At 74.3% G+C, this 21,460-nt stretch carries 20 protein-coding genes and 5 tRNA genes; 19 read left to right on the top strand and 6 right to left on the bottom strand.

From position 1 onward, the window contains the following. Positions 1-222: 222 nt before the first annotated feature. From CP974_RS22110 to CP974_RS22145, 8 genes are all read left to right on the top strand, one after another. Positions 223-1,011: a fumarylacetoacetate hydrolase family protein gene (locus tag CP974_RS22110; RefSeq protein WP_031137000.1), complete on the top strand. Its 789-nt coding sequence runs from the start codon at positions 223-225 to the stop codon at positions 1,009-1,011. After that, positions 1,004-2,488, top strand: coding sequence for a glutamate--tRNA ligase (gene gltX / locus CP974_RS22115; protein ID WP_031136998.1), 1,485 nt, complete (start codon positions 1,004-1,006; stop codon positions 2,486-2,488). The genes CP974_RS22110 and gltX overlap by 8 nt, the downstream gene beginning before the upstream one ends. 459 nt (positions 2,489-2,947) lie before the next feature. Further along, the gene (locus tag CP974_RS22120) at positions 2,948-3,667 is read left to right on the top strand and encodes an HAD family hydrolase (RefSeq protein WP_031135813.1); all 720 of its coding nucleotides are present in this window, start codon (positions 2,948-2,950) and stop codon (positions 3,665-3,667) included. Between the two features lie 90 nt (positions 3,668-3,757). Continuing rightward, a tRNA-Gln gene (locus CP974_RS22125) sits at positions 3,758-3,829 on the top strand. A 21-nt stretch (positions 3,830-3,850) separates the two neighbouring features. Further along, a tRNA-Glu gene (locus CP974_RS22130) sits at positions 3,851-3,923 on the top strand. 61 nt (positions 3,924-3,984) lie between these two features. Next, positions 3,985-4,060, top strand: a tRNA-Glu gene (locus tag CP974_RS22135). A gap of 18 nt (positions 4,061-4,078) precedes the next feature. Beyond that, positions 4,079-4,150: transfer RNA gene (locus tag CP974_RS22140), tRNA-Gln, on the top strand. 22 nt (positions 4,151-4,172) lie between these two features. Beyond that, positions 4,173-4,245, top strand: a tRNA-Glu gene (locus CP974_RS22145). A gap of 188 nt (positions 4,246-4,433) precedes the next feature. Here CP974_RS22145 and ndgR read toward each other — a convergent pair. Further along, entirely contained in the window at positions 4,434-5,150 is a 717-nt protein-coding gene (ndgR, locus tag CP974_RS22150; RefSeq protein ID WP_031135815.1) for an IclR family transcriptional regulator NdgR, read from the bottom strand. A 187-nt stretch (positions 5,151-5,337) separates the two neighbouring features. Between ndgR and leuC the strand changes: the two genes are divergently transcribed. The 4 genes from leuC to CP974_RS22170 all read left to right on the top strand — a co-directional run bounded on the left by leuC (position 5,338) and on the right by CP974_RS22170 (position 8,801). Beyond that, positions 5,338-6,768, top strand: coding sequence for a 3-isopropylmalate dehydratase large subunit (gene leuC / locus CP974_RS22155; RefSeq protein ID WP_031135817.1), 1,431 nt, complete (start codon positions 5,338-5,340; stop codon positions 6,766-6,768). A 6-nt stretch (positions 6,769-6,774) separates the two neighbouring features. After that, the gene (leuD, locus tag CP974_RS22160) at positions 6,775-7,368 is read left to right on the top strand and encodes a 3-isopropylmalate dehydratase small subunit (protein ID WP_031135819.1); all 594 of its coding nucleotides are present in this window, start codon (positions 6,775-6,777) and stop codon (positions 7,366-7,368) included. A 387-nt stretch (positions 7,369-7,755) separates the two neighbouring features. Further along, on the top strand, positions 7,756-7,983 hold the full coding sequence (locus tag CP974_RS22165) for an SCO5555 family protein (protein ID WP_031135820.1): 228 nt from the start codon (positions 7,756-7,758) through the stop codon (positions 7,981-7,983). Between the two features lie 143 nt (positions 7,984-8,126). Continuing rightward, a complete protein-coding gene (locus CP974_RS22170; protein ID WP_031135822.1) occupies positions 8,127-8,801 on the top strand; it encodes an HU family DNA-binding protein in 675 nt (224 codons plus the stop codon). 723 nt (positions 8,802-9,524) lie between these two features. Here the strand turns inward: CP974_RS22170 and CP974_RS22175 are convergent. Then, positions 9,525-9,728 (bottom strand): hypothetical protein, encoded by a 204-nt coding sequence (locus CP974_RS22175; RefSeq protein ID WP_031129867.1) that lies wholly within the window; start codon positions 9,726-9,728, stop codon positions 9,525-9,527. Between the two features lie 10 nt (positions 9,729-9,738). Beyond that, on the bottom strand, positions 9,739-10,440 hold the full coding sequence (gene cofC / locus CP974_RS22180) for a 2-phospho-L-lactate guanylyltransferase (RefSeq protein WP_051839179.1): 702 nt from the start codon (positions 10,438-10,440) through the stop codon (positions 9,739-9,741). Between the two features lie 148 nt (positions 10,441-10,588). Here cofC and CP974_RS22185 point away from each other — a divergent pair, with 148 nt between their 5' ends. Genes CP974_RS22185 through CP974_RS22195 form a run of 3 tightly spaced genes read left to right on the top strand, consistent with a single transcriptional unit; the run spans position 10,589 to position 13,531 of the window. After that, a complete protein-coding gene (locus tag CP974_RS22185; RefSeq protein WP_031129870.1) occupies positions 10,589-11,341 on the top strand; it encodes a lysophospholipid acyltransferase family protein in 753 nt (250 codons plus the stop codon). Beyond that, positions 11,338-12,348: an NAD(P)H-dependent glycerol-3-phosphate dehydrogenase gene (locus tag CP974_RS22190; protein WP_031129871.1), complete on the top strand. Its 1,011-nt coding sequence runs from the start codon at positions 11,338-11,340 to the stop codon at positions 12,346-12,348. The genes CP974_RS22185 and CP974_RS22190 overlap by 4 nt, the downstream gene beginning before the upstream one ends. 34 nt (positions 12,349-12,382) lie before the next feature. Next, entirely contained in the window at positions 12,383-13,531 is a 1,149-nt protein-coding gene (locus CP974_RS22195) for a D-alanine--D-alanine ligase family protein (protein ID WP_031129873.1), read from the top strand. 118 nt (positions 13,532-13,649) lie between these two features. Here the strand turns inward: CP974_RS22195 and CP974_RS22200 are convergent, their stop codons facing one another. Both CP974_RS22200 and CP974_RS22205 read right to left on the bottom strand, forming a co-directional pair. After that, complete coding sequence (locus tag CP974_RS22200; RefSeq protein ID WP_031129874.1) at positions 13,650-14,141, bottom strand: DUF3515 domain-containing protein; 492 nt, start codon at positions 14,139-14,141, stop codon at positions 13,650-13,652. A 20-nt stretch (positions 14,142-14,161) separates the two neighbouring features. Continuing rightward, positions 14,162-14,380, bottom strand: a complete 219-nt coding sequence (locus tag CP974_RS22205; RefSeq protein WP_373276737.1) for an Lrp/AsnC ligand binding domain-containing protein — start codon at positions 14,378-14,380, stop codon at positions 14,162-14,164. 277 nt (positions 14,381-14,657) lie between these two features. Here CP974_RS22205 and CP974_RS22210 point away from each other — a divergent pair, with 277 nt between their 5' ends. Next, positions 14,658-15,635 carry a thiamine-phosphate kinase gene (locus CP974_RS22210; protein ID WP_031129876.1) on the top strand — a complete coding sequence of 326 codons (978 nt, stop codon included), beginning with the start codon at positions 14,658-14,660 and terminating at the stop codon, positions 15,633-15,635. Positions 15,636-15,736: 101 nt separating this feature from the next. Continuing rightward, positions 15,737-16,522: a bifunctional hydroxymethylpyrimidine kinase/phosphomethylpyrimidine kinase gene (thiD, locus tag CP974_RS22215; RefSeq protein WP_031129877.1), complete on the top strand. Its 786-nt coding sequence runs from the start codon at positions 15,737-15,739 to the stop codon at positions 16,520-16,522. A 300-nt stretch (positions 16,523-16,822) separates the two neighbouring features. On the opposite strand, the gene rpmB is transcribed toward thiD, so the two are convergent. Then, positions 16,823-17,008 carry a 50S ribosomal protein L28 gene (gene rpmB / locus CP974_RS22220; RefSeq protein ID WP_003957616.1) on the bottom strand — a complete coding sequence of 62 codons (186 nt, stop codon included), beginning with the start codon at positions 17,006-17,008 and terminating at the stop codon, positions 16,823-16,825. A gap of 276 nt (positions 17,009-17,284) precedes the next feature. Here rpmB and fakA point away from each other — a divergent pair, with 276 nt between their 5' ends. Both fakA and recG read left to right on the top strand, forming a co-directional pair. Beyond that, complete coding sequence (gene fakA / locus CP974_RS22225) at positions 17,285-18,964, top strand: DAK2 domain-containing protein (RefSeq protein ID WP_031129879.1); 1,680 nt, start codon at positions 17,285-17,287, stop codon at positions 18,962-18,964. Positions 18,965-19,084: 120 nt separating this feature from the next. Beyond that, a complete protein-coding gene (recG, locus tag CP974_RS22230) occupies positions 19,085-21,415 on the top strand; it encodes an ATP-dependent DNA helicase RecG (protein ID WP_051839177.1) in 2,331 nt (776 codons plus the stop codon). Positions 21,416-21,460: the final 45 nt, after the last annotated feature.

The following is a 21,460-nucleotide window of genomic DNA, read 5'->3' on the forward strand; positions in this document are numbered from 1 at the left end:
CCGCCGGAGGCCGGCACCCCGCCACCGGGCCCCGGCCCGGACGGCCCTGGTCGTACGGGGGCTCCGCCGGCCCGGTCACCCGGCCCCCGCCGGACGCCCGGCGCGCCGGTGCGCGCGGCCCGGAGCGGGGCGCGCGCACCGGCGTGCGGCGGGGCGCCCGCCCCTCGCGCGTTAGCCTGGAGCGTCAGACTCCAGCCAGCTCAGTGAGGGGCACACGCATCCGTGCGCATCGCCAGATTCTCCATCGACGGCAATGTCGCCTTCGGCGCGGTCGAGGGTGGGAGCGCCCCGGGCGCCGAGGGTGACCTCGTCCTCGACATCATCAAGGGCATCCCGTACACCGACTTCGAGCTCAGCGGCACCAAGGTCCCGCTGAGCAAGGTCCGGCTGCTGCCGCCGGTACTCCCCAACAAGGTCGTGGCCATCGGGCGCAACTACGCCGAGCACGCCGCGGAGCTCGGCAACGAGGTCCCGGAGGTGCCCGTCGCCTTCTTCAAGCCCACCACCTCGGTGATCGGCTCCGGCGACGCCATCGAGTACCCCTCCTTCTCGAACGAGCTGCACCACGAGGCCGAGCTCGCCGTCGTCATCGGCCGCATGTGCCGCGAGGTCCCGCGCGAGCGCGTCAAGGACGTCGTCTTCGGGTACACCTGCGCCAACGACGTCACCGCCCGCGACGCCCAGCGGCGCGAGAAGCAGTGGGCCCGCGCCAAGGGCTTCGACACCTCCTGCCCCCTGGGCCCCTGGGTGGAGACCGACCTCGACCCGGGCGACCTGGCGATCCAGTGCACGGTCAACGGCGAGCAGCGCCAGCTCGGGCGTACGAGCGACATGGTCCGCTCCGTCGAGGACCTGGTGGTCCACATCTCCGAGGCCATGACGCTGCTCCCCGGCGACGTGATCCTCACCGGCACCCCCGCCGGGGTCGGCCCCCTCAACGTCGGCGACGAGGTCGCCGTCACCATCGAAGGCATCGGCACTCTCACCAACAAGGTGATCAAGCGTGGTTAACACCCCCGACCGCCCCGTCCGCGTACGGTTCTGCCCGTCCCCGACGGGCAACCCGCACGTGGGCCTGGTCCGCACCGCCCTGTTCAACTGGGCGTTCGCCCGGCACCACGGCGGCACCATGGTCTTCCGCATCGAGGACACCGACGCGGCCCGCGACTCGGAGGAGTCGTACCGGCAGCTCCTGGACGCGATGCGCTGGCTCGGCCTCGACTGGGACGAGGGCCCCGAGGTCGGCGGCCCCCACGCCCCGTACCGGCAGTCCGAGCGCATGGACGTCTACCGGGACGTCGCGGACCGGCTCCTCAAGGGCGGCCACGCCTACCACTGCTACTGCACCGCCGAGGAGCTGGACGAGCGCCGCGAGGCCGCCCGCGCCGCCGGGAAGCCCTCCGGGTACGACGGCCACTGCCGCGAGCTCACCGCCGAGCGGATCGCCGGGTACGAGGCGGAGGGCCGCTCCGCGATCGTCCGCTTCCGCATGCCGGACCAGCCCATCACCTTCCGCGACCTGGTCCGCGGCGAGCTGACCTTCACCCCGGAGAACGTCCCGGACTACGGGATCGTCCGCGCCAACGGCGCCCCGCTCTACACGCTGGTCAACCCGGTCGACGACGCGCTGATGGAGATCACGCACGTCCTGCGCGGCGAGGACCTGCTCTCCTCCACCCCGCGCCAGATCGCCCTGTACAAGGCGCTGATCGAGCTGGGCGTCGCCAAGGCGATCCCGGAGTTCGGCCACCTGCCGTACGTGATGGGCGAGGGCAACAAGAAGCTCTCCAAGCGCGACCCGCAGTCCTCGCTGAACCTGTACCGGGAGCGCGGCTTCCTGCGCGAGGGCCTGCTGAACTACCTGTCCCTCCTCGGCTGGTCCTTCTCCGCCGACCAGGACGTGTTCACGGTCGCCCAGATGGTCGAGAAGTTCGACATCGCGGACGTCAACGCCAACCCGGCGCGCTTCGACCTGAAGAAGGCCGAGTCGATCAACGCCGACCACATCCGCATGCTCGGCGAGGCGGAGTTCGCCGCCGCCTGCGAGCCCTGGCTCCAGGCCCCGCACGCCCCCTGGGCGCCGGAGGACTTCGACCGCGAGGCGTGGGAGCGGATCGCCCCGCACGCCCAGACCCGCCTCACGGTCCTGTCGGACATCACCGCCAACGTCGACTTCCTGTTCCTGAAGGAGCCGGTCGAGGACGAGGCGTCCTGGCAGAAGGCGATGAAGGGCGATCCGGCTGCCCTGCTCACCACCGCCCGCGCCCGGCTGGAGGCGGCCGACTGGTCCAGCCCCGAGTCCCTGAAGGACGCCGTCCTGAAGGCGGGCGAGGAGCACGGCCTCAAGCTCGGCAAGGCCCAGGCCCCGGTGCGCGTCGCCGTGACCGGCCGCACGGTCGGCCTGCCGCTCTTCGAGTCCCTGGAGATCCTCGGCCGGGACCGGACCCTCGCCCGGATCGACGCGGCCCTGGCGAAGCTCGCCGGCTGACCCCGGCACCGTACGCACGCCCGCGGGGGCGGCGCCCACCTCACCGTGGCCGCCGCCCCCGCCCGCGTCCCCCGCCCGCGTCCCCCGCCCGCGTCCCCGTCCCGACGCCCTCCCGTCGTCCGCCCCGGACTCGTCCACCAGCGCGGCGCTCCCCCCCCCTCGCGTCCCCTGCGGTGTTCACCCGGCCGCGTCCCGCCCACCTGCCGTTCGGCCCCCACCTGTCCGCGGTCCGGCGCGCGTCCGCCTTCCGTGCGACGCCCGGCGCCGGACGGCGCGCGGCGGCCGAGCGCGCCCGGACACGCGCCCCCGTACGCGTGCCGCCCCGAACCCGGGCAGTCCGCGTCCCCGGCCCCCGCACCCACCGGCCGCGCGCGACGGGCGCCCCGCCCCCCCCGCGCGCCGCCCCCGGCCGTGTCCGGAAAGGCGCCGCCCGGCGGAGGGCGGCGGTACCGTCGGCGTATGGCGATCCGCGCGGTCCTCTGGGACATCGACGACACGATCTTCGACTACGCCGCCGCCGACCGCGCCGGGATGCGGCGCCACCTCAGCGAGGAGGGGCAGTACGGCGGCTTCGCCGACGTCGAGGAGGCCCTGCTGCGGTGGCGGGAGGCGACCACCCTGCACTGGGCGCGGTTCGCCGCAGGGGAGACCACCTGGGAGGAGCAGCGCCGCGACCGCGTCCGCACGTTCCTGGGCGTCCCGCTCGGCGACGACGAGGCGGACGCCTGGTTCGAGCGGTACCTGGCGCACTACGAGGCCGCCTGGGCGCTCTTCCCGGACACCGTCCCGGTGCTGGACGCCCTCGCCGCCCGGTACCGGCACGCCGTCCTGTCGAACTCGTCCCTGCTCAACCAGGACCGCAAGCTCCGCGTCCTCGGCGTGCGCGACCGGTTCGAGGCCGTGCTCTGCGCCGCCGACATCGGTGTGTCCAAGCCGCACGCCGCCGCCTTCCACGCCGCGTGCGACGCCCTCGCCCTGGCGCCCGGGGAGGTCGCGTACGTCGGCGACCACCCCGACGTCGACGCCCGCGGCGCCGTCGACGCGGGCCTCCACGGAGTCTGGCTCGACCGCTCCGACCTGGGCGGACACCCCGAGCTGACCCGGATCACCGACCTCCACCAGCTGCCCGCGCTGCTCGGCGGCGATACCCGTTTTGGAGCGCCGGACACCTTCGGGTAATGTTCTTCCTGCGCCGAGGGGAGCGGGCCGAAAGGCCGGAGCCCCGAAGCGCAAAGCCGAACAATATCTCCCTCGGGGGTTGCGTTCCGGTGGCCTATGGTGTAATTGGCAGCACGACTGATTCTGGTTCAGTTAGTCTTGGTTCGAGTCCAGGTAGGCCAGCTCGCAGAGCTCATCTGCAAAGCCCCCGTTGTGTAGCGGCCTAGCACGCTGCCCTCTCAAGGCAGTAGCGCCGGTTCGAATCCGGTCGGGGGTACAGATCCTTCCCGCGGGATCATCAGGGTCGCACCCGATGATCTCGATGCAGGATCGCTAGGGCCCCCGTTGTGTAGCGGCCTAGCACGCCGCCCTCTCAAGGCGGTAGCGCCGGTTCGAATCCGGTCGGGGGTACCAACTGGTCTAAACCACCAGTGGCCTATGGTGTAATTGGCAGCACGACTGATTCTGGTTCAGTTAGTCTTGGTTCGAGTCCAGGTAGGCCAGCGGGTTCACGCGAGTGATCCACGCCCCCGTTGTGTAGCGGCCTAGCACGCCGCCCTCTCAAGGCGGTAGCGCCGGTTCGAATCCGGTCGGGGGTACAAGACGAGGAAGCCCTCCCCAGCAGGGGAGGGCTTCCTCGTGTGTGCGGTCCGGGTGCGCGCACACCCGAGAGGACGCGTACCCCCGGGGCCGGCCGGATCGGGAGACAACGACGGCCCACCGCTGCGGCGTTGAAGCGGTGAGCCGGAGTTGGCGATGAGGATCATGGACAGGACGAGCGGGGCGCTCAGCCCGAGCGGCGCAGGGCCTCCGTCAGGCGGGAGGCCGCGTCGATGACGGCCTGCGCGTGCATCCGCCCGGGGTGGCGCGACAGGCGCTCGATCGGGCCGGACACGGACACGGCGGCCACCACCCGGTTCGACGGGCCCCGCACGGGCGCCGACACGGACGCGACGCCCGGCTCCCGCTCGCCGATCGACTGCGCCCAGCCGCGGCGCCGCACGCCCGACAGGGCCGTCGCCGTGAAGCGGGCCCCCTGCAGGCCCCGGTGCAGCCGCTCCGGCTCCTCCCAGGCCATGAGGATCTGTGCCGACGAGCCGGCCTTCATCGTGAGCGTGGAGCCGACCGGGACCGTGTCCCGCAGGCCCGAGAGCCGCTCCGCGGCCGCCACGCAGATGCGCATGTCGCCCTGGCGGCGGTAGAGCTGGGCGCTCTCCCCCGTCACGTCGCGCAGATGCGTGAGCACCGGGCCGGCCGTGGCCAGCAGGCGGTCCTCGCCCGCCGCCGCGGCCAGCTCGGCCAGCCGCGGGCCCAGGATGAACCGGCCCTGCATGTCCCTCGCCACCATCCGGTGGTGCTCCAGGGCCACGGCCAGCCGGTGGGCCGTGGGTCGTGCGAGCCCGGTCGCCGCGACCAGCCCGGCGAGGGTGGCCGGACCGGACTCCAGAGCGCTCAATACCAGAGCTGCCTTGTCGAGAACGCCGACGCCGCTAGAGTTGTCCATGCAACGATACTCGCGTCTCACTCTGTGAAACGCAAGTTCAATTTTCCCGGGATCTTGCCAGTCTGGTGGTGCGGCCCGGCATCCACGGTCCGCTGCCGCCGTCCCGTACGTGGAACCACGGGGAGACCCGGGCGCCGGCGCAGATGTCTCTAGATCGCCGGCACAGTCGCCGGCCGGAGGGAAAGCGATGGGTAGGACACTCGCGGAGAAGGTCTGGGACGACCACGTCGTCCGGCGCGCCGAGGGCGAGCCCGACCTCCTCTACATCGACCTGCACCTGCTGCACGAGGTGACCAGCCCCCAGGCCTTCGACGGCCTCCGCAAGAGCGGCCGGCAGGTGCGGCGCCTCGACCTGACCATCGCCACCGAGGACCACAACACCCCGACCCTCGACATCGACAAGCCGATCGCGGACCCGGTCTCCCGCGCCCAGCTGGAGACCCTGCGCAGGAACTGCGCGGAGTTCGGCGTGCGGCTCCACCCGCTCGGCGACGTCGAGCAGGGCGTCGTCCACGTCGTCGGCCCCCAGCTGGGCCTCACCCAGCCCGGCACGACCGTGGTCTGCGGCGACTCCCACACCTCCACGCACGGCGCCTTCGGCGCGCTGGCCTTCGGCATCGGCACCTCCCAGGTGGAGCACGTGCTGGCCACCCAGACGCTGCCCATGGCCCGCCCCAGGACCATGGCCATCACCGTCGACGGCGAGCTGCCCGACGGCGTCACCGCCAAGGACCTCATCCTGGCGATCATCGCGAGGATCGGCACCGGCGGCGGCCAGGGCTACGTCCTGGAGTACCGCGGCTCCGCCATCGAGAAGCTGTCGATGGAAGCCCGCATGACCATCTGCAACATGTCCATCGAGGCCGGCGCCCGCGCGGGCATGATCGCCCCCGACGAGACCACCTTCGCGTACCTGAAGGGCCGCGCCCACGCCCCCGAGGGCGACGACTGGGACGCCGCCGTGGCGTACTGGAAGACCCTGCGCACCGACGACGACGCCGTCTTCGACGCCGAGGTCGTCATCGACGCCGCCGAGCTGTCCCCCTTCGTCACCTGGGGTACCAACCCCGGCCAGGGCGCCCCGCTTTCCGCGTCCGTCCCCGACCCCGCGTCGTACGAGGACGCCTCGGAGCGGCTCGCCGCCGAGAAGGCCCTGGAGTACATGGGGCTCAAGCCCGGGCAGCCCCTGCGCGACATCAGGGTCGACACCGTCTTCGTCGGCTCCTGCACCAACGGCCGCATCGAGGACCTGCGCAACGCCGCCGCCCTCCTGGAGGGCCGCAAGGTCGCCGACGGCGTCCGCATGCTGGTCGTCCCCGGCTCCGTCCGGGTCGCCCTCCAGGCCGTCGAGGAGGGCCTGGACAAGGTCTTCAAGGAGGCCGGCGCCGAATGGCGGCACGCCGGCTGCTCCATGTGCCTGGGCATGAACCCCGACCAACTCGCCCCCGGCGAGCGCTCCGCGTCCACCTCCAACCGCAACTTCGAGGGGCGGCAGGGCAAGGGCGGCCGCACCCACCTCGTCTCGCCGCAGGTCGCCGCCGCCACCGCGGTCCTCGGCCACCTGGCCTGCCCGGCCGACCTGTCCGACGCCGACGCCACCACTCCCGCGGGGGTCTGAAGAACCATGGAAGCTTTCACCACGCACACCGGCCGCGCCGTCCCGCTGCGCCGCAGCAACGTCGACACGGACCAGATCATCCCCGCGCACTGGCTCAAGAAGGTCACCCGCGACGGCTTCGAGGACGGCCTCTTCGAGGCATGGCGCAAGGACCCCGAGTTCGTCCTCAACCGCCCCGAGCGGCAGGGCGCCACCGTGCTCGTCGCCGGCCCCGACTTCGGCACCGGCTCCTCCCGCGAGCACGCCGTGTGGGCCCTGCAGAACTACGGCTTCAAGACCGTGATCTCCTCGCGCTTCGCCGACATCTTCCGCGGCAACTCGCTGAAGAACGGGCTGCTCACGGTGGTCCTCGACCAGAAGACCGTGGACGCCCTCTGGGAGCTGACCGAGGCCGACCCGCAGGCCGAGATCACCGTCGACCTCGTCGCCCGGCAGGTCCGCGCCGAAGGCGTCACCGCCGACTTCGAGCTGGACGAGAACGCCCGCTGGCGGCTGCTCAACGGCCTCGACGACATCAGCATCACCCTGCGGAACGAGGCGGACATCGCCGCGTACGAGACCGAGCGCCCCTCGTACAAGCCGCGCACCCTGCCCGTCTGACCCGTCCGGGGCCCCGCCCCGCGCATCCCCTCCCGGTGCCCCCGGCCGCCCGACGGCCGGGGGCACCGGCGTCTCGCGGCAAGCCGCCGCGCGCCCGCCCGCGTCCGCCTGTCAACTGGCGTGAAAACGACCCTGGCGGCGCCCGTGGCACCCCCGGCCGAGCCCCCCGCCACCATCCGGCCGAAGGCCGCGCACCCCGCGGCGGGGCCGCCCCGAACAGCCGCCCGAAAGTGCCCGCGAGGACATCAACCTGGTTTGTGAACTGGGAAGTTGGGCAAACGAGCCGTATCGCGGGGAGTGCCCCCGGATCGGCCCCGAAACGCCGTCGGAGCAGGTCAGTTACCCCCTACGCAGGCGACAACTCGGCCCAGATGGCACAATCGGTGCATGGAACGCGACAGCCAACTCGAGCTCTACGAGGCGGTCGCAACCCGGCTGAAAGAAGCGCACTCCCGAGTGCGCGCACTGCAAGTCCCGGAGGGCGTAAGGATGGCGCTGTCCCGGAAGCTGCTGGTCGTCACGGCCGCGGCGAAGCACGATCTGGCGGACGCGGCGCGGCGTCTCGACCGGCTGATGAAGGACCTCGACGAAGGCCGATTCCCTGAAGGGGACTGACCGCCCGGAAGTCCGCGGACGGCTACTGCGTTGCGGCACAAGGGTGATTAGCCCGTTTCGTGTTTGATTTGCGGTATATATCTGCCTAACGTGCGAAAACGCTTGAACACTTTCGTTCCGGCAATGTCTCCGAAGGGGAAGACGTGAACAAGGCGCAGCTCGTAGAAGCGATTGCCGACAAGATGGGCGGCCGCCAGCAGGCCGCCGACGCCGTCGACGCGGTACTCGACGCGATCGTCCGTGCGGTGGTCGCCGGTGACCGGGTCTCGGTCACCGGCTTCGGCTCGTTCGAGAAGGTCGAGCGTCCGGCCCGCTACGCCCGCAACCCGCAGACCGGCGAGCGCGTCCGGGTCAAGAAGACCTCCGTTCCGCGCTTCCGCGCCGGCCAGGGCTTCAAGGACCTGGTCAGCGGCACCAAGAAGCTGCCCAAGGGCGGCGAGGTCGCCGTCAAGAAGGCGCCCAAGGGCAGCCTCACCGGCGCCCCGCCCACCATCGCCAAGGCCGCCACCAAGAAGGCCGCCGCGAAGAAGGCCGCCGCCAAGAAGGCCACGCCGGCGAAGAAGACGACCACGGCCGCGGCGGCGAAGAAGACCACGGCGAAGAAGACCACCTCCGCGGCGGCCAAGAAGACCACGGCGGCCGCCAAGAAGGCCGCGCCCGCCAAGAAGACCACCACGGCCGCGGCGGCGAAGAAGACCACCGCGAAGAAGACCACCGCGCCCGCGAAGAAGGCCACCGCCAAGAAGGCCCCGGCCAAGAAGACGACGGCCCGCAAGACGACCGCCGCCAAGAAGACCGCCACGCCGAGGAACAAGTAAGCGGCGCAAGGGCGAGGAGACACTCACCGGAACGGCGCGGGCGCCCATCGGGCGACCCGCACACGCTCGCACGCGGGGCCGGGCTCCCTCCGGGGAGCCCGGCCCGCGGTGCGTTCGGCGCGGCGGGCGGCCCCGAACTCCCCGGCCGGGCCCACCACCCCGTACCGCGGCCGCGGACCCACCCGCCCGGCCCCGGTCCGCTCCCGCCCCGCCGGCGGCCGGCCCGCCCGCGCCGCCCCCGGCTTCCGGGCCAGGAGCCGTCCGGCCTCCCCGAGCCACCACAGCGCCCCGCCCGCCGCCGATGCCGGTCCTGCCGCGCGGGGGCGCCCGCCGCCCCGAAGTCCATCCGCCCGGCACCCCGAGGCACCGCCCGCCGCCGCTCAGCCGCCGTGCGGATCAGCCGCCGTGCGGATACCGCCGCACCGAGTCGCCACCGGAACGGCCGCGCACCCGGCGCCGCCCGTGCCGGCCCGACGCCGAAGCGGCCCCGCACCGGCTGTGGACCCGGACCACCCCGGCCCCGAACGCCCGCCCCGTACGCCGGCCCGGCCCCGAACGCCCGCCCGCATCCCGCCCCCGCCCGTCAGCACGCGAGTACGTGCCGGAGCCCTTACCGCACGGCCGGAGCCGCGTACCGCACGCACGGCCGCAGTCCCGTACCGCACAGCCGGAGCGCCCCTGACGGCCGGAGCCCACCCCGGGCAGCCGGCGGAGCGCGCCCCGTCAGAACGTCTGCAGCGTCACCAGTGTGATCCGCAGGGCCCCGCCCTCGTCCTCCGTCTCGATCCGCACCCGCTGCCCCGCCCTCAGCAGCCGCAGACCCCCCGCGTCGAACGCCTCCGCGCCGAACTCCACCGGCGTGCCGTCGTCGAGCAGCACACTGCCGCTGCGGGTCTCGGGGTCGTACGTGTACGCGGTCGCCTGCATGCCCCGCAGCCTATCCGGCGACCGCCGCGAGGGCCCCGGCCCGGCACCGCTCCGCCGTGCGCGGCCCCACACCGAGCCGCAGCGCCGCCCGCAGGTCCGCCGCCGTGTCCACGTCCCGCCGCACCGACACGACACCGCCGAGCCGAATTTCCACCGCGCCCGACGACAAATGCGCCCGCCGCGACGCCCCTCCGAAAGCGGGCCGCAATTCAATTCCCGGCGCCGCCGACAGAAACGTCGTGCCGATATCGGCGGCGTCCGCCAGAAATGCCCGGGGAAATCGCCCCGCCACCGCCAGCACCCGCCCCAGTTCCGCCGGGCGCAGCGCCGGGAGGTCCGCGTTCAGCGCGGCCACCGGAGCCCCCGGCCCGCGCTCCCGCGCCGCCCCCGCCCCGTACGCCAGCGCCGCGTTGAGCCCGGCCGCCGGGCGGTCCGGCACCACGCCGGCGCCCAGCGCGGCCAGCCGCCGCGCGGCCACCGGGTCGTCCGTGACGACCACCACATCCCCCACCGCCGCGCAGGCCAGCGCCGCCGCCACCGTGTCCTGCGCGAACGCCAGCGCCAGCCGCCGCCGCTCCGCCGGGCCGACCGCCCCCGCCAGCCGGGTCTTGGCCCGCGCGAGGGGCTTCAGCGGGACCACCAGCGACCAGCGCGCCCCCGCCTGACCCCGCGCCCCGCCACCCGCGCCCGCGCGCTCTCCGTCCTTCTCCATCGGGGCCATTGTGGCGTGCTCGGGTCACGGCCCCGAGGGGCGGCGGGGGCGGCGGGGCGTACGGTGTCCTCGACAGACCAGGGGCATGGGGCGACACTTGACCCCCGGCAAGACCAGTTCCACAGCAGTCCCACAGGAAGGTGTCCGCGTGTCCCGCCGCAGAATCGGCTTCTGGTACCGCCTGGCGGCGGTCATCGCAAAACCGCCGCTGGTGGTTCTGTTCAAGCGGGACTGGCGGGGAATGGAGCACATTCCCGGCGAGGGCGGATTCATCACGGCCGTCAACCACAACTCGTACCTCGACCCGCTCTCGTACGCGCACTTCCAGTACAACACCGGACGGGTGCCGCGCTTCCTGGCGAAGGCCGGGCTCTTCAAGGGCGCCTTCGTCGGCACGATGCTCCGCGGCACGGGCCAGATCCCGGTCTACCGGGAGACGACCAACGCCCTGGACGCCTTCCGCGCCGCCGTCGCCGCCATCGAGCGGGGCGAGTGCGTGGCCTTCTACCCCGAGGGCACCCTCACCCGGGACCCCGAGATGTGGCCCATGGCGGGCAAGACCGGGGCGGCCCGCGTCGCGCTGCTCACCAGGGTGCCCGTCATCCCGGTCGCCCAGTGGGGCGCCAACCTGGCGATGCCGCCGTACGCCAAGGAGGGGAAGCTCCGCCTCTTCCCCCGCAAGACGCTGACGGTCGTCGCCGGGCCGCCCGTGGACCTGTCCCGCTTCTACGGCGACGAGCCCACCAACGAGGTCCTGCGCGAGGCCACCGAGGAGATCATGCGCGCCATCACCGCGCTGCTGGAGGAGATCCGGGGCGAGCAGGCCCCCGCCGAGCCGTACGACCACCGCACGGCCCGGCTGGAACAGCGCCGCAAGGCGGCAGGGGAGGAAGTGAAGTGACTCAGCCCGTCAAGGCGGCCGTCTACGGGACGGGCTCGTGGGGCACGGCCTTCGGCATGGTCCTCGCCGACGCCGGCTGCGACGTCACCCTCTGGGGGCGCCGCGCGGAGGTCGCCGACGCCGTCAACACCACCCGGACCAACCCGGACTACTTCCCCGGCGTCGAGCTGCCCGCGAACCTGCGCGCCACCACCGACCCGGCCGAGGCGGCGGAGGGCGCCGACTTCACGGTGCTCGCCATCCCCTCCCAGACGCTCCGCGGCAACCTCGCCGCCTGGGCGCCCCACCTCGCCCCCGGCACGGTGCTGGTGTCCCTGATGAAGGGCATCGAGCTGGGCACCTGCGAGCGGATGACCGAGGTCGTCCAGGAGGTCGCCCGGGTCCCCGCCGAGCGCGTCGCCGTCGTCACCGGCCCCAACCTCGCCCGGGAGATCGTCGCCCGGATGCCGGCAGCCGCCGTCGTGGCCTGCGTCGACGAGGACGTCGCCCGGCGGCTCCAGGCCGCCTGCCACACCCCCTACTTCCGCCCGTACACCAACACCGACGTGGTCGGCTGCGAGCTGGGCGGCGCCGTCAAGAACGTCATCGGCCTCGCCGTCGGCATCGCGGACGGCATGGGCCTGGGCGACAACGCCAAGGGCTCCCTCATCACCCGCGGCCTCGCCGAGACCACCCGCCTCGGCCTCGCCATGGGCGCCGACCCGCTCACCTTCTCCGGCCTCGCCGGCCTCGGCGACCTGGTCGCCACCTGCTCCTCGCCGCTCTCCCGCAACCACACCTTCGGCTTCAACCTCGGCAAGGGCATGACGCTGGAGGAGACCATCGCGGTCACCCGGCAGACCGCCGAGGGCGTCAAGTCCTGCCGGTCCGTCCTCGACCTGGCCCGCCGGCACGGGGTCGACATGCCGATCACCGAGACCGTCGTCGGCATCGTCCACGACGGAAAGCCGCCGATGGTGGCGCTCAAGGAGCTGATGTCGCGCAGCGCCAAGCCCGAGCGGCGCTGACGCACCGGGGGCGAGCGGGTACGCTCATCGCGATATGAGCAGCGAGAACCTCCCCACCAGCCCCGGGCGTAAGCCGCGCGTGGCCGTCGTCTTCGGCGGACGCAGCTCCGAGCACGCCATCTCCGTCGTCACGGCCGGCGCCGTCCTGCGCGCCATCGACCGGACGAAGTACGACGTGCTGCCCATCGGCATCGCCCTCGACGGCCGCTGGGCGCTGACCGCCGACGCGCCGGAGCGGATGGCCATCGCCGACCGCGCGCTGCCCAGCGTCGACGACCTCGCCGAGCCCGGCGAGGGCACGGTCGTGCTGTCCGCCGACCCCACCAGCCGGGAGATCGTCTACACGGAGCCCAGCTCCGTGCCGAAGGCCCTCGGCGAGGTCGACGTCGTCTTCCCCGTCCTCCACGGCCCCTACGGCGAGGACGGCACCCTCCAGGGCCTGCTGGAGCTGGCGGGGGTCCCGTACGTCGGCGCCGGCGTCCTCGCCTCCGCGGTCGGCCAGGACAAGGAGTACATGAAGCGCGTCTTCGCCTCCTTCGGCCTGCCCGTCGGTCCGTACGAGGTCATCCGCCCCCGCGAGTGGGACCGCGACCCGGCCGCCGCCCGGCGGAAGGTCACCGACTTCGCCGCCGAGCACGGCTGGCCGCTGTTCGTGAAGCCCGCCCGCGCCGGCTCGTCCATCGGCATCACCAAGGTGGACGACGAGTCCGGCCTCGACGCGGCCCTCGACGAGGCCCGCCGCCACGACCCCAAGGTCCTGGTCGAGTCGCTGCTCACGGGCCGCGAGATCGAGTGCGGCGTCCTGGAGTTCGAGGACGGCCCGCGCGCCAGCGTCCCGGCCTGGATCCCGCCCGTCAGCGACCACGAGTTCTACGACTTCGAGGCGAAGTACATCGACTCGGCGTCCGGTGTCGTGCCCGCCCCGATCACCCCGGAGCAGACCGCCGAGGTGCAGCGGCTCGCCGTCGCCGCGTTCGAGGCGGCCTCCTGCGAGGGCCTGGTCCGCGCCGACTTCTTCCTCACCGACGACGGCGAGTTCGTCATCAACGAGATCAACACCATGCCGGGCTTCACCCCGATCTCGATGTACCCGCGCATGTGGGAGGCGTCCGGGGTCGACTACCCGGAGCTGATCGACCGCCTCGTCCAGGCCGCGCTGCGCCGCCCGACCGGGCTGCGCTAGGCCGGACCGGACCGCGCCAGGCCGGTCCGCGGGCGTCCCCGCGGGGCGCCCGCACCGGTGCACCGCCCCGCGCCGCGCCCCCGGGATCCCGGGGGCGCGGCGCGGGCGTACCGCCGCCTCAGACCGTGTCGGGGACCGTCCTGCTCACCGGGCCGGCGAAGGCCACCAGCGGGCCCGAGTCGTGTGCGAAGCGCTCGTCCAGGGACAGCTCCACGTACGCGGCGCGGTAGGTCGTGGTGAACCGGGGACCCGTGCCCTCCCGCTGCTCCAGCAGCCAGTTGACGCCGTCCGCCTCGATCGCGTGCGCCTGCGGATCGCTCATCCGGGCGGGCCGGGGCACGCCGCAGCGCAGTACGATCGCCCCGTCGCCCCACGCGGCGGTCAGTTCGGAACGCGGCGACGTGGTGTCCCGGGCCAGCCCGGCGACCGTGTCCGGCAGTTCCCGGTGCAGGGCCCGGCAGTACGCGGCCGGCTCCGCGGCCGGGCTCGGGACCGGGACGGGCGTCTGCGAGCCCGTCGGGGCGCAGCCCGGAGCCGTCGCCAGCAGCAGGGCCGCGGCGACGGCGCCGGCCGCGGAGGGCAGGCGGGGGAACCGGTGGGAGGACTTCACCGGCTCAGCGTAGACGGGGGCTACAGGTGGACGACCGGGCAGGTCAGGGTGCGGGTGATGCCTTCCACCTGCTGGACCTTGGCGACGACCATGCGGCCCAGCTCGTCGACCGTGTCCGCCTGGGCGCGCACGATCACGTCGTACGGGCCCGTCACGTCCTCGGCCTGGAGCACGCCGGGGATCTCCGCGATGGTCTCGGCGACCAGCGACGCCTTCCCCACCTCGGTCTGAATCAGGATGTACGCCTGTACCACGAAACCTCCAGGGCGGCCGAGGGATTCGTCCCGGGCGACGAGGGCCCAGGGGAGAAAGGGACGCCACGGTATCGCGTCGCCGCGTGCGGCGGGGAGACCACGGGGCCGGGGGTGCCCGGAGCGTGGCACACGGAAGACAGAAGTTGACGGCTTCGCCCGTCTCAATGACCGTACCTACAGCAGTGACGGCTCGCGACCGCAACCGCACCAGGACCAGTCGGTCGTACGGTGAGCCCACGACGACATGGAGAGGTGGACCTCGGTGAAGGGCACTGTCGGCGAGCTCGGGGAGTTCGGGCTCATCAGGGAGCTCACCTCCCGGCTCACCACCACCCCGGCGGTACGGATCGGGCCGGGGGACGACGCCGCCGTCGTGGCCGCGCCCGACCGGCGGGTCGTCGCCAGCACGGACATCCTGCTGGAGGGCCGCCACTTCCGCCGCGACTGGTCCACCGCGTACGACGTGGGCCGCAAGGCCGCCGCCCAGAACCTCGCGGACATCGCCGCCATGGGCGCCGTGCCCACCGCGCTCCTCCTCGGCCTGGTGGTCCCCGCCGAACTCCCCGCCACCTGGCCCACCGAGCTGATGGACGGCCTGCGCGACGAGTGCCAGGTCGCGGGGGCGGCCGTCGTCGGCGGCGACGTCGTACGCGGCGACACCATCACCGTCTCCATCACCGCCCTCGGCGACCTCCGCAACCACGAGCCGGTCACCCGCGGCGGCGCCCAGCCCGGCGACGTCGTCGCCTACACCGGCTGGCTCGGCTGGTCCGCCGCCGGGTACGCGGTCCTCTCCCGCGGCTTCCGCTCCCCGCGCGCCTTCGTCGAGGCCCACCGCCGGCCCGAACCGCCGTACCACGCGGGCCCGGCCGCCGCGGGGCTGGGCGCGACCGCCATGTGCGACGTCAGCGACGGCCTCATCGCCGACCTCCGGCACATCGCGGAGGCCAGCAAGGTCCGCATCGACCTGCGCTCCGGCGCCATCGACATCCCCACCCAGATGAACGACATCGGCCAGGCCGTCGGCGTCGACCCGCTGCAGTGGGTGCTCACCGGGGGAGAGGACCACGCGATCGTGGCGACGTTCCCACCGGACGTGAAGCTGCCCGCCCGCTGGAAGGTGATCGGCGAGGTCCTCAACCCGTCCGCCCTGCCCCAGGTCACCGTCGACGGCGCGCCCTGGCACGCGGCGGGCGGCTGGGACCACTTCGGCGGCGGTCCGTACGGGGGCGTCGAGTGACCGCCTCCTCGCACCGGGCCGCCTCCTCGCCCCCGACGGCCTCCCCGCGGCAGGCCGCCCCGCCGCACGGCGCGGCTCCGGCCCGGCAGGCGCCGCCCAGGGTGCTGACCGTCGCCGGGTCCGACTCGGGCGGCGGCGCGGGCATCCAGGCCGACCTGAAGACCATGCTCGCCCTGGGCGTCCACGGCATGAGCGTGCTGACGGCCGTCACCGCCCAGAACTCGCTCGGCGTCCAGGGCGCCTGGGAACTGCCGGTGGAGGCGGTCCGCGCCCAGTACCGCAGCGTCGTCGACGACATCGGCGTCCAGGCGGTGAAGACCGGCATGCTCGCGTCCGCCCCCCTCGTGGAGGCCGTCGCCGAGCTGATCGCGGGGACCGGCGTCCCGGCCGTGGTGGACCCGGTCGGCGTCTCCAAGCACGGCGACCCGCTGCTGGCCGCGTCCGCCCTCGACTCCGTGCGCGAGCGGCTGCTGCCCGCGGCCACCGTCGCGACCCCGAACCTCGACGAGGTGGCGCAGCTCACGGACGTACGGGTGGAGCGCGAGGAGGACCTGCGGCGGGCCGCCGACGCGGTGCTGGCGTTCGGGCCGCGCTGGGCGCTCATCAAGGGCGGCCACCTGGCCGGGGAGGCGGTCGACCTGCTGACCGACGGCACCGAGGAGCACTGGTACCGGGCGCCGCGCCTCGACAACCGGCACACCCACGGCACCGGCTGCACGCTCGCCTCCGCCGTGGCCGCCGGACTGGCGCTGGGCCTGCCCGTGCCGGACGCGGTGCGGCGGGCCAAGGAGTACGTGACCGGGGCCATCGCGGCCGGGTTCGCCCTCGGCGCGGGCATCGGGCCGGTCGACCACGGCTGGGAGTTCCGCGCCCCGGGAGGTCCGTGACCGGGAGGTCCGCGTCCGGGAGGTCCGCGCCCGAGGGGTCCGCGGCTGAGCCGCCGGCGCCGCGCCGGGCGCCGCGTCGTGCCCGCGCCCCGGGCCGCGCCCGCGGCCCCGTGCCGCCCCCGCCCCGGGCCGCGCCCGCCCCGTGAGCCCCGTGCCCTACGGCCGCGGCGGGGACGGGGGCGTCCGCGTACGGCAAGAAGCCGGTCCACCCGAGGGTGGACCGGCTTCCAAGGCAACCGCAGAGGCTGCGCTACGACGAGACGTCGCCGGATCACTCCGCCTGCGCGGAGCGGCCCTTGCTTAGCGCGAGACCTTGCCGGCCTTGATGCACGAGGTGCAGACGTTGAGCCGCTTCGGCGTCCGACCGACCACGGCACGCACGCGCTGGATGTTCGGGTTCCAGCGACGGGACGTACGGCGGTGCGAGTGCGAAATGTTGTTGCCGAAGCCCGGCCCCTTGCCGCAGACGTCGCAGTTGGCAGCCACGGGTCACTCCAAAGACTTCAGATGCACGTACAGTGAAATCCGGCGAGCCGGAATCAGATCGGTGACGTACAGGTCGGTGACTGAAGTGGCGTTGCCGGGGAACGGCCCGACTCTCATCGGGCAACCGGAGCAGCATACAACGGCCACTTCGGTAGAACGAAACTACCACGGACCGCCGGGCCCCCGCCCCGGCCCCTCCCGTCCCTGGGTCTACCCTGCGGTGCAGCCCACACCCCACGCGGCGGCGTGCGGGAGCCCCACGAGGAGGATCACCAGGTGCCGGAGAAGTTGGGGCGGGACCTCGACCCCGCAGCGGTCCGCGCCTGGTGCGCGCTGGCGCTGGACGCCCTCGGCCGGGAGCGCGAGGAGATCGACGCGATCAACGTCTACCCGGTCGCCGACGGGGACACCGGCACCAACCTGTACCTCACCGTGGAGGCCGCCCGGCAGGCCGTCGAGGCCCTCTTCGCGGCCGGCGGCCACGGCGGCGGGGGCGCGGACGGCGACGGCCGCGGCGGTGCCGCCCCCGCGCCCGCCGACACCGTGCGGGCCCTGGCGCACGGCGCGCTCGTCGGCGCCCGCGGCAACTCCGGCACGATCCTGGCCCAGCTGCTGCGCGGCATGGCCGACGTGCTGGCGCACGGCTGTGACGGAGCCCACCTGGCGCGGGCCCTGAGCACCGCGTCCGCCGCCGCCCGGCAGGCCGTCGCCCACCCCGTGGAGGGCACCATCCTCAGCGTCGCCGAGGCCGCCGCACGCGCCGCCGGCGAGGCGGGCCGGGACCTCCGGGACGTCGCCCGCGCCGCGTACGACGGGGCCCGCGCAGCCCTGGACGCCACCCCCGGCCAGCTCGACGTGCTCGCCCGCGCGGGCGTCGTCGACGCGGGCGGGCGGGGCCTCGTCGCCGTGCTCGGCGCGCTCGTGGAGGCCCTGTCCGGCGAGGCCCCCGCGCCCGTGCCGCGCGCCCGCCGCGCCTCGCCCCTCCTCCCCGCCGCGGGGGCGCCCGGCGGGGACTGCGCGGCGAGCGGCCCCGCGTACGAGGTGATCTACCTGCTGGAGGCCGGCGACGACGCCGTCGCCCGGCTCCGCGCCCGGCTCGACGCGCTCGGGGACTCCCTGGTCGTCGTCGGCGGCGACGGCCTGTGGAACGTCCACGTCCACGTGGACGACGCGGGCGCGGCCGTCGAGGCCGGCGTCGAGGCGGGACGCCCGTACCGCATCCGCGTCACGCACTTCGCGGCCGACGCGGCGCGCGCCGCCGCCGCGGAGGCCGGCGGCTCCCCGGCCGAACCGGCCCAGCGCGCCGTCGTGGCCGTCGTACCGGGGGAGGGGCTGGCCGGGCTGTGCGCCGAGGTGGGCGCCACCACCGTCCTCGCCCTCCCCGGCCGCCCGCCCGCCAGCGGCGAGCTGCTCGACGCCATCCGCCGCGCCCACGCGCGCGAGGTGGTCCTCCTGCCCAACTCCGCAGAACTGCGGCACACCGCCGCCGCCGCCGCGGAGCGGGCCCGCGCCGAAGGCGTCCGCGTCGCCCTCATCCCCACCAGGGCCGCCGTCCAGGGCATCGCCGCGCTCGCCGTCCACGAGCCGGGGCGCCGCTTCGACGAGGACGTGGTCGCCATGACGGCCGCCGCCGGCGCGACCCGCTACGGCGAACTGGCCGTCGCCGAGCACCGGTCGTTCACGTCCGCGGGCGTCTGCCAGGCCGGCGACGTGCTCGGGCTCATCGACGGCGATGTCGCCGTGATCGGCCAGGACCTCGCCGAGACGGCCCAGGGCGTCCTGGACCGGATGCTGTCGGGCGGCGGCGAACTCGTCACGCTGGTCCTCGCCGCCGACGCCCCGCCCGCCCTCGCCGCCCGGCTGGAGCGGCACGTGCGGCAGCGGTACCTCGCGGTCGACACGTGCGTCCACCACGGGGGCCGCCAGCACGCGCCGCTCCTCATCGGCGTGGAGTGACCCCCGGGCCGGGCCCCGGCGTCTGCGGCCTCCGGCTCCCGCGCGGCCCCGGCTCCCGGTGGCACCCGCGCCGGTCCGGGCGCCCGCCGCTGCCGCCCGCTGTCGGTGGCGTGGTGTGGAATGGAGGCCGGACCAGGACGGGTACGGAAGGAGGAGGCCGCCGTGCTGAGCGAACCCCTGAGGAAGGTCCTCGGGCCGGCCACCGCCAAGGTGATGGCCGAGGCCCTGGACCTGCACACCGTCGGCGACCTCCTGCACCACTACCCGCGCCGGTACGCCGAGCGCGGCGAGCTGACCACGCTCGCCGACCTCCCGCTGGACGAGCACGTCACGGTCGTCGCCCAGGTCGCGGACGCCCGCCTCCACACGTACAACGGCCCGCGCGGGCGGGGCCAGCGACTGGAGGTGACCATCACCGACGGCAGCGGCCGGCTGCGGCTGGTCTTCTTCGGCAAGGGCGTCCACAAGCCCCACAAGGAGCTCCTGCCGGGCACGCGCGCGATGTTCGCGGGCAAGGTGTCGCTGTTCAACCGCAGGCTCCAGCTCGCCCACCCCGCGTACGAGCCGCTGCGCGGCGACGGCGACCCGGCCGTCGACGCCTGGGCGGGCGCCCTCATCCCCCTGTACCCGGCCACCACCAAGCTGGAGTCCTGGAAGATCGCCAAGGCGGTCGACGCGGTCCTCCCGCGCGTCCACGACGCCGTCGACCCGCTGCCCGCCGCCCTGCGCGAGGGCCGCGGCCTCGCCGACCTGCCCGACGCCCTCCACCGCATCCACCGCCCGCGCACCAAGGCCGACATCGCCGCCGCCCGCGAACGGCTCAAGTGGGACGAGGCGTTCGTCCTCCAGGTCGCCCTCGCCCGCCGCCGGTACGCCGACGCGCAGCTCCCCGCCGTCCCCCGCAGGCCCGTGCCGGGCGGCCTCCTCGACGCGTTCGACGCCCGCCTGCCGTTCACCCTCACCGACGGCCAGCGCACGGTCTCCAAGGAGATCTTCGACGACCTCGCCACCGACCACCCCATGCACCGCCTCCTCCAGGGCGAGGTCGGCAGCGGCAAGACGATGGTGGCCCTGCGCGCCATGCTCGCCGTCGTCGACGCCGGGGGACAGGCCGCCATGCTGGCCCCGACCGAGGTCCTCGCCCAGCAGCACCACCGCTCCATCACCGAGATGATGGGCGACCTCGCGCAGGGGGGCATGCTGGGCGGCGCCGAGCACGCCACCAAGGTCGTCCTGCTCACCGGCTCCATGGGCGCGGCCGCCCGCCGCCAGGCCCTCCTCGACCTGGCCACCGGCGAGGCCGGGGTCGTCGTCGGCACGCACGCCCTGATCGAGGACAAGGTCCGCTTCCACGACCTGGGCCTCGTCGTGGTGGACGAGCAGCACCGCTTCGGCGTCGAGCAGCGCGACGCCCTGCGCGGCAAGGGCAAGCAGCCGCCCCACCTGCTCGTCATGACGGCCACGCCCATCCCGCGCACGGTGGCGATGACGGTCTTCGGCGACCTGGAGACCTCCGTCCTGGACCAGCTCCCGGCCGGCCGCTCGCCCATCGCCACCCACGTCGTCCCCGCCCGCGACAAGCCGCACTTCCTCTCCCGCGCCTGGGAGCGCGTCCGGGAGGAGGTCGAGGGCGGCCACCAGGCGTACGTGGTGTGCCCCCGCATCGGCGACGACGAGGACGAGCAGGGCGCGGGCGGCAAAGGCGCCGCCGGGAAGTCCCGCGGCGGCCGGGGCGCGCGGGCCGGCGCGGACACGGCCGGGTACGGCGGCGGGCACGACGCGGAGGGCGCCGGGGACGGCCCGGACGAGGGGGCCGGCGAGGGCGCGGACGAGAAGCGGCCGCCCCTCGCGGTCACCGAGGTGGCCGAGCAGCTCGCCCGCGGCCCCCTCGCGGGCCTGCGCGTCGAGGTGCTGCACGGCAGGATGCACCCCGACGACAAGGACGCCGTCATGCGCCGCTTCGCGCGGGGCGAGGCGGACGTGCTCGTCGCCACCACCGTCATCGAGGTCGGCGTCAACGTCCCCAACGCGACCGCCATGGTCATCATGGACGCCGACCGGTTCGGCGTCTCGCAGCTCCACCAGCTGCGCGGCCGGGTGGGCCGGGGCTCCGCCCCCGGACTGTGCCTCCTGGTCACCGACATGCCCGAGGCGACCCCCGCCCGGCAGCGCCTCGCCGCCGTCGCCGCCACCCTCGACGGCTTCGAGCTGTCCCGTATCGACCTCGAGCAGCGCCGCGAGGGCGACGTACTCGGCCAGGCCCAGTCCGGCGTCCGCTCCTCCCTGCGCATGCTCACCGTCATCGAGGACGAGGAGGTCATCGCCGCCGCCCGCGCCGAGGCCACCGCCGTCGTCGCCGACGACCCGGAGCTGGAGCGCCACCCGGAGCTGCGCACCGCCCTCGACGCGCTGCTGGACGCCGAGCGCGAGCGGTACCTGGAGAAGGGGTGACACGCGCCCGGCCGGGCGGGCCCATATCGTGGAGGCGGGGCGGGC

The organism is Streptomyces fradiae ATCC 10745 = DSM 40063 (genome assembly GCF_008704425.1).
In the GTDB taxonomy this organism is placed as follows: Bacteria; Actinomycetota; Actinomycetes; order Streptomycetales; family Streptomycetaceae; genus Streptomyces; species Streptomyces fradiae.

Excerpts from the sequence above, each read along its gene's own strand:
- leuD (WP_031135819.1), top strand. The coding sequence starts at position 6,775 with ATGGAAGCTTTCACCACGCACACCGGCCGCGCCGTCCCGCTGCGCCGC.
- CP974_RS22195 (WP_031129873.1), top strand. The coding sequence starts at position 12,383 with ATGAGCAGCGAGAACCTCCCCACCAGCCCCGGGCGTAAGCCGCGCGTG.
- CP974_RS22175 (WP_031129867.1), bottom strand. The coding sequence starts at position 9,728 with ATGCAGGCGACCGCGTACACGTACGACCCCGAGACCCGCAGCGGCAGT.
- leuC (WP_031135817.1), top strand. The coding sequence starts at position 5,338 with ATGGGTAGGACACTCGCGGAGAAGGTCTGGGACGACCACGTCGTCCGG.
- ndgR (WP_031135815.1), bottom strand. The coding sequence starts at position 5,150 with ATGGACAACTCTAGCGGCGTCGGCGTTCTCGACAAGGCAGCTCTGGTA.
- CP974_RS22165 (WP_031135820.1), top strand. The coding sequence starts at position 7,756 with ATGGAACGCGACAGCCAACTCGAGCTCTACGAGGCGGTCGCAACCCGG.
- recG (WP_051839177.1), top strand. The coding sequence starts at position 19,085 with ATGGAGGCCGGACCAGGACGGGTACGGAAGGAGGAGGCCGCCGTGCTG.
- cofC (WP_051839179.1), bottom strand. The coding sequence starts at position 10,440 with ATGGAGAAGGACGGAGAGCGCGCGGGCGCGGGTGGCGGGGCGCGGGGT.
- CP974_RS22120 (WP_031135813.1), top strand. The coding sequence starts at position 2,948 with ATGGCGATCCGCGCGGTCCTCTGGGACATCGACGACACGATCTTCGAC.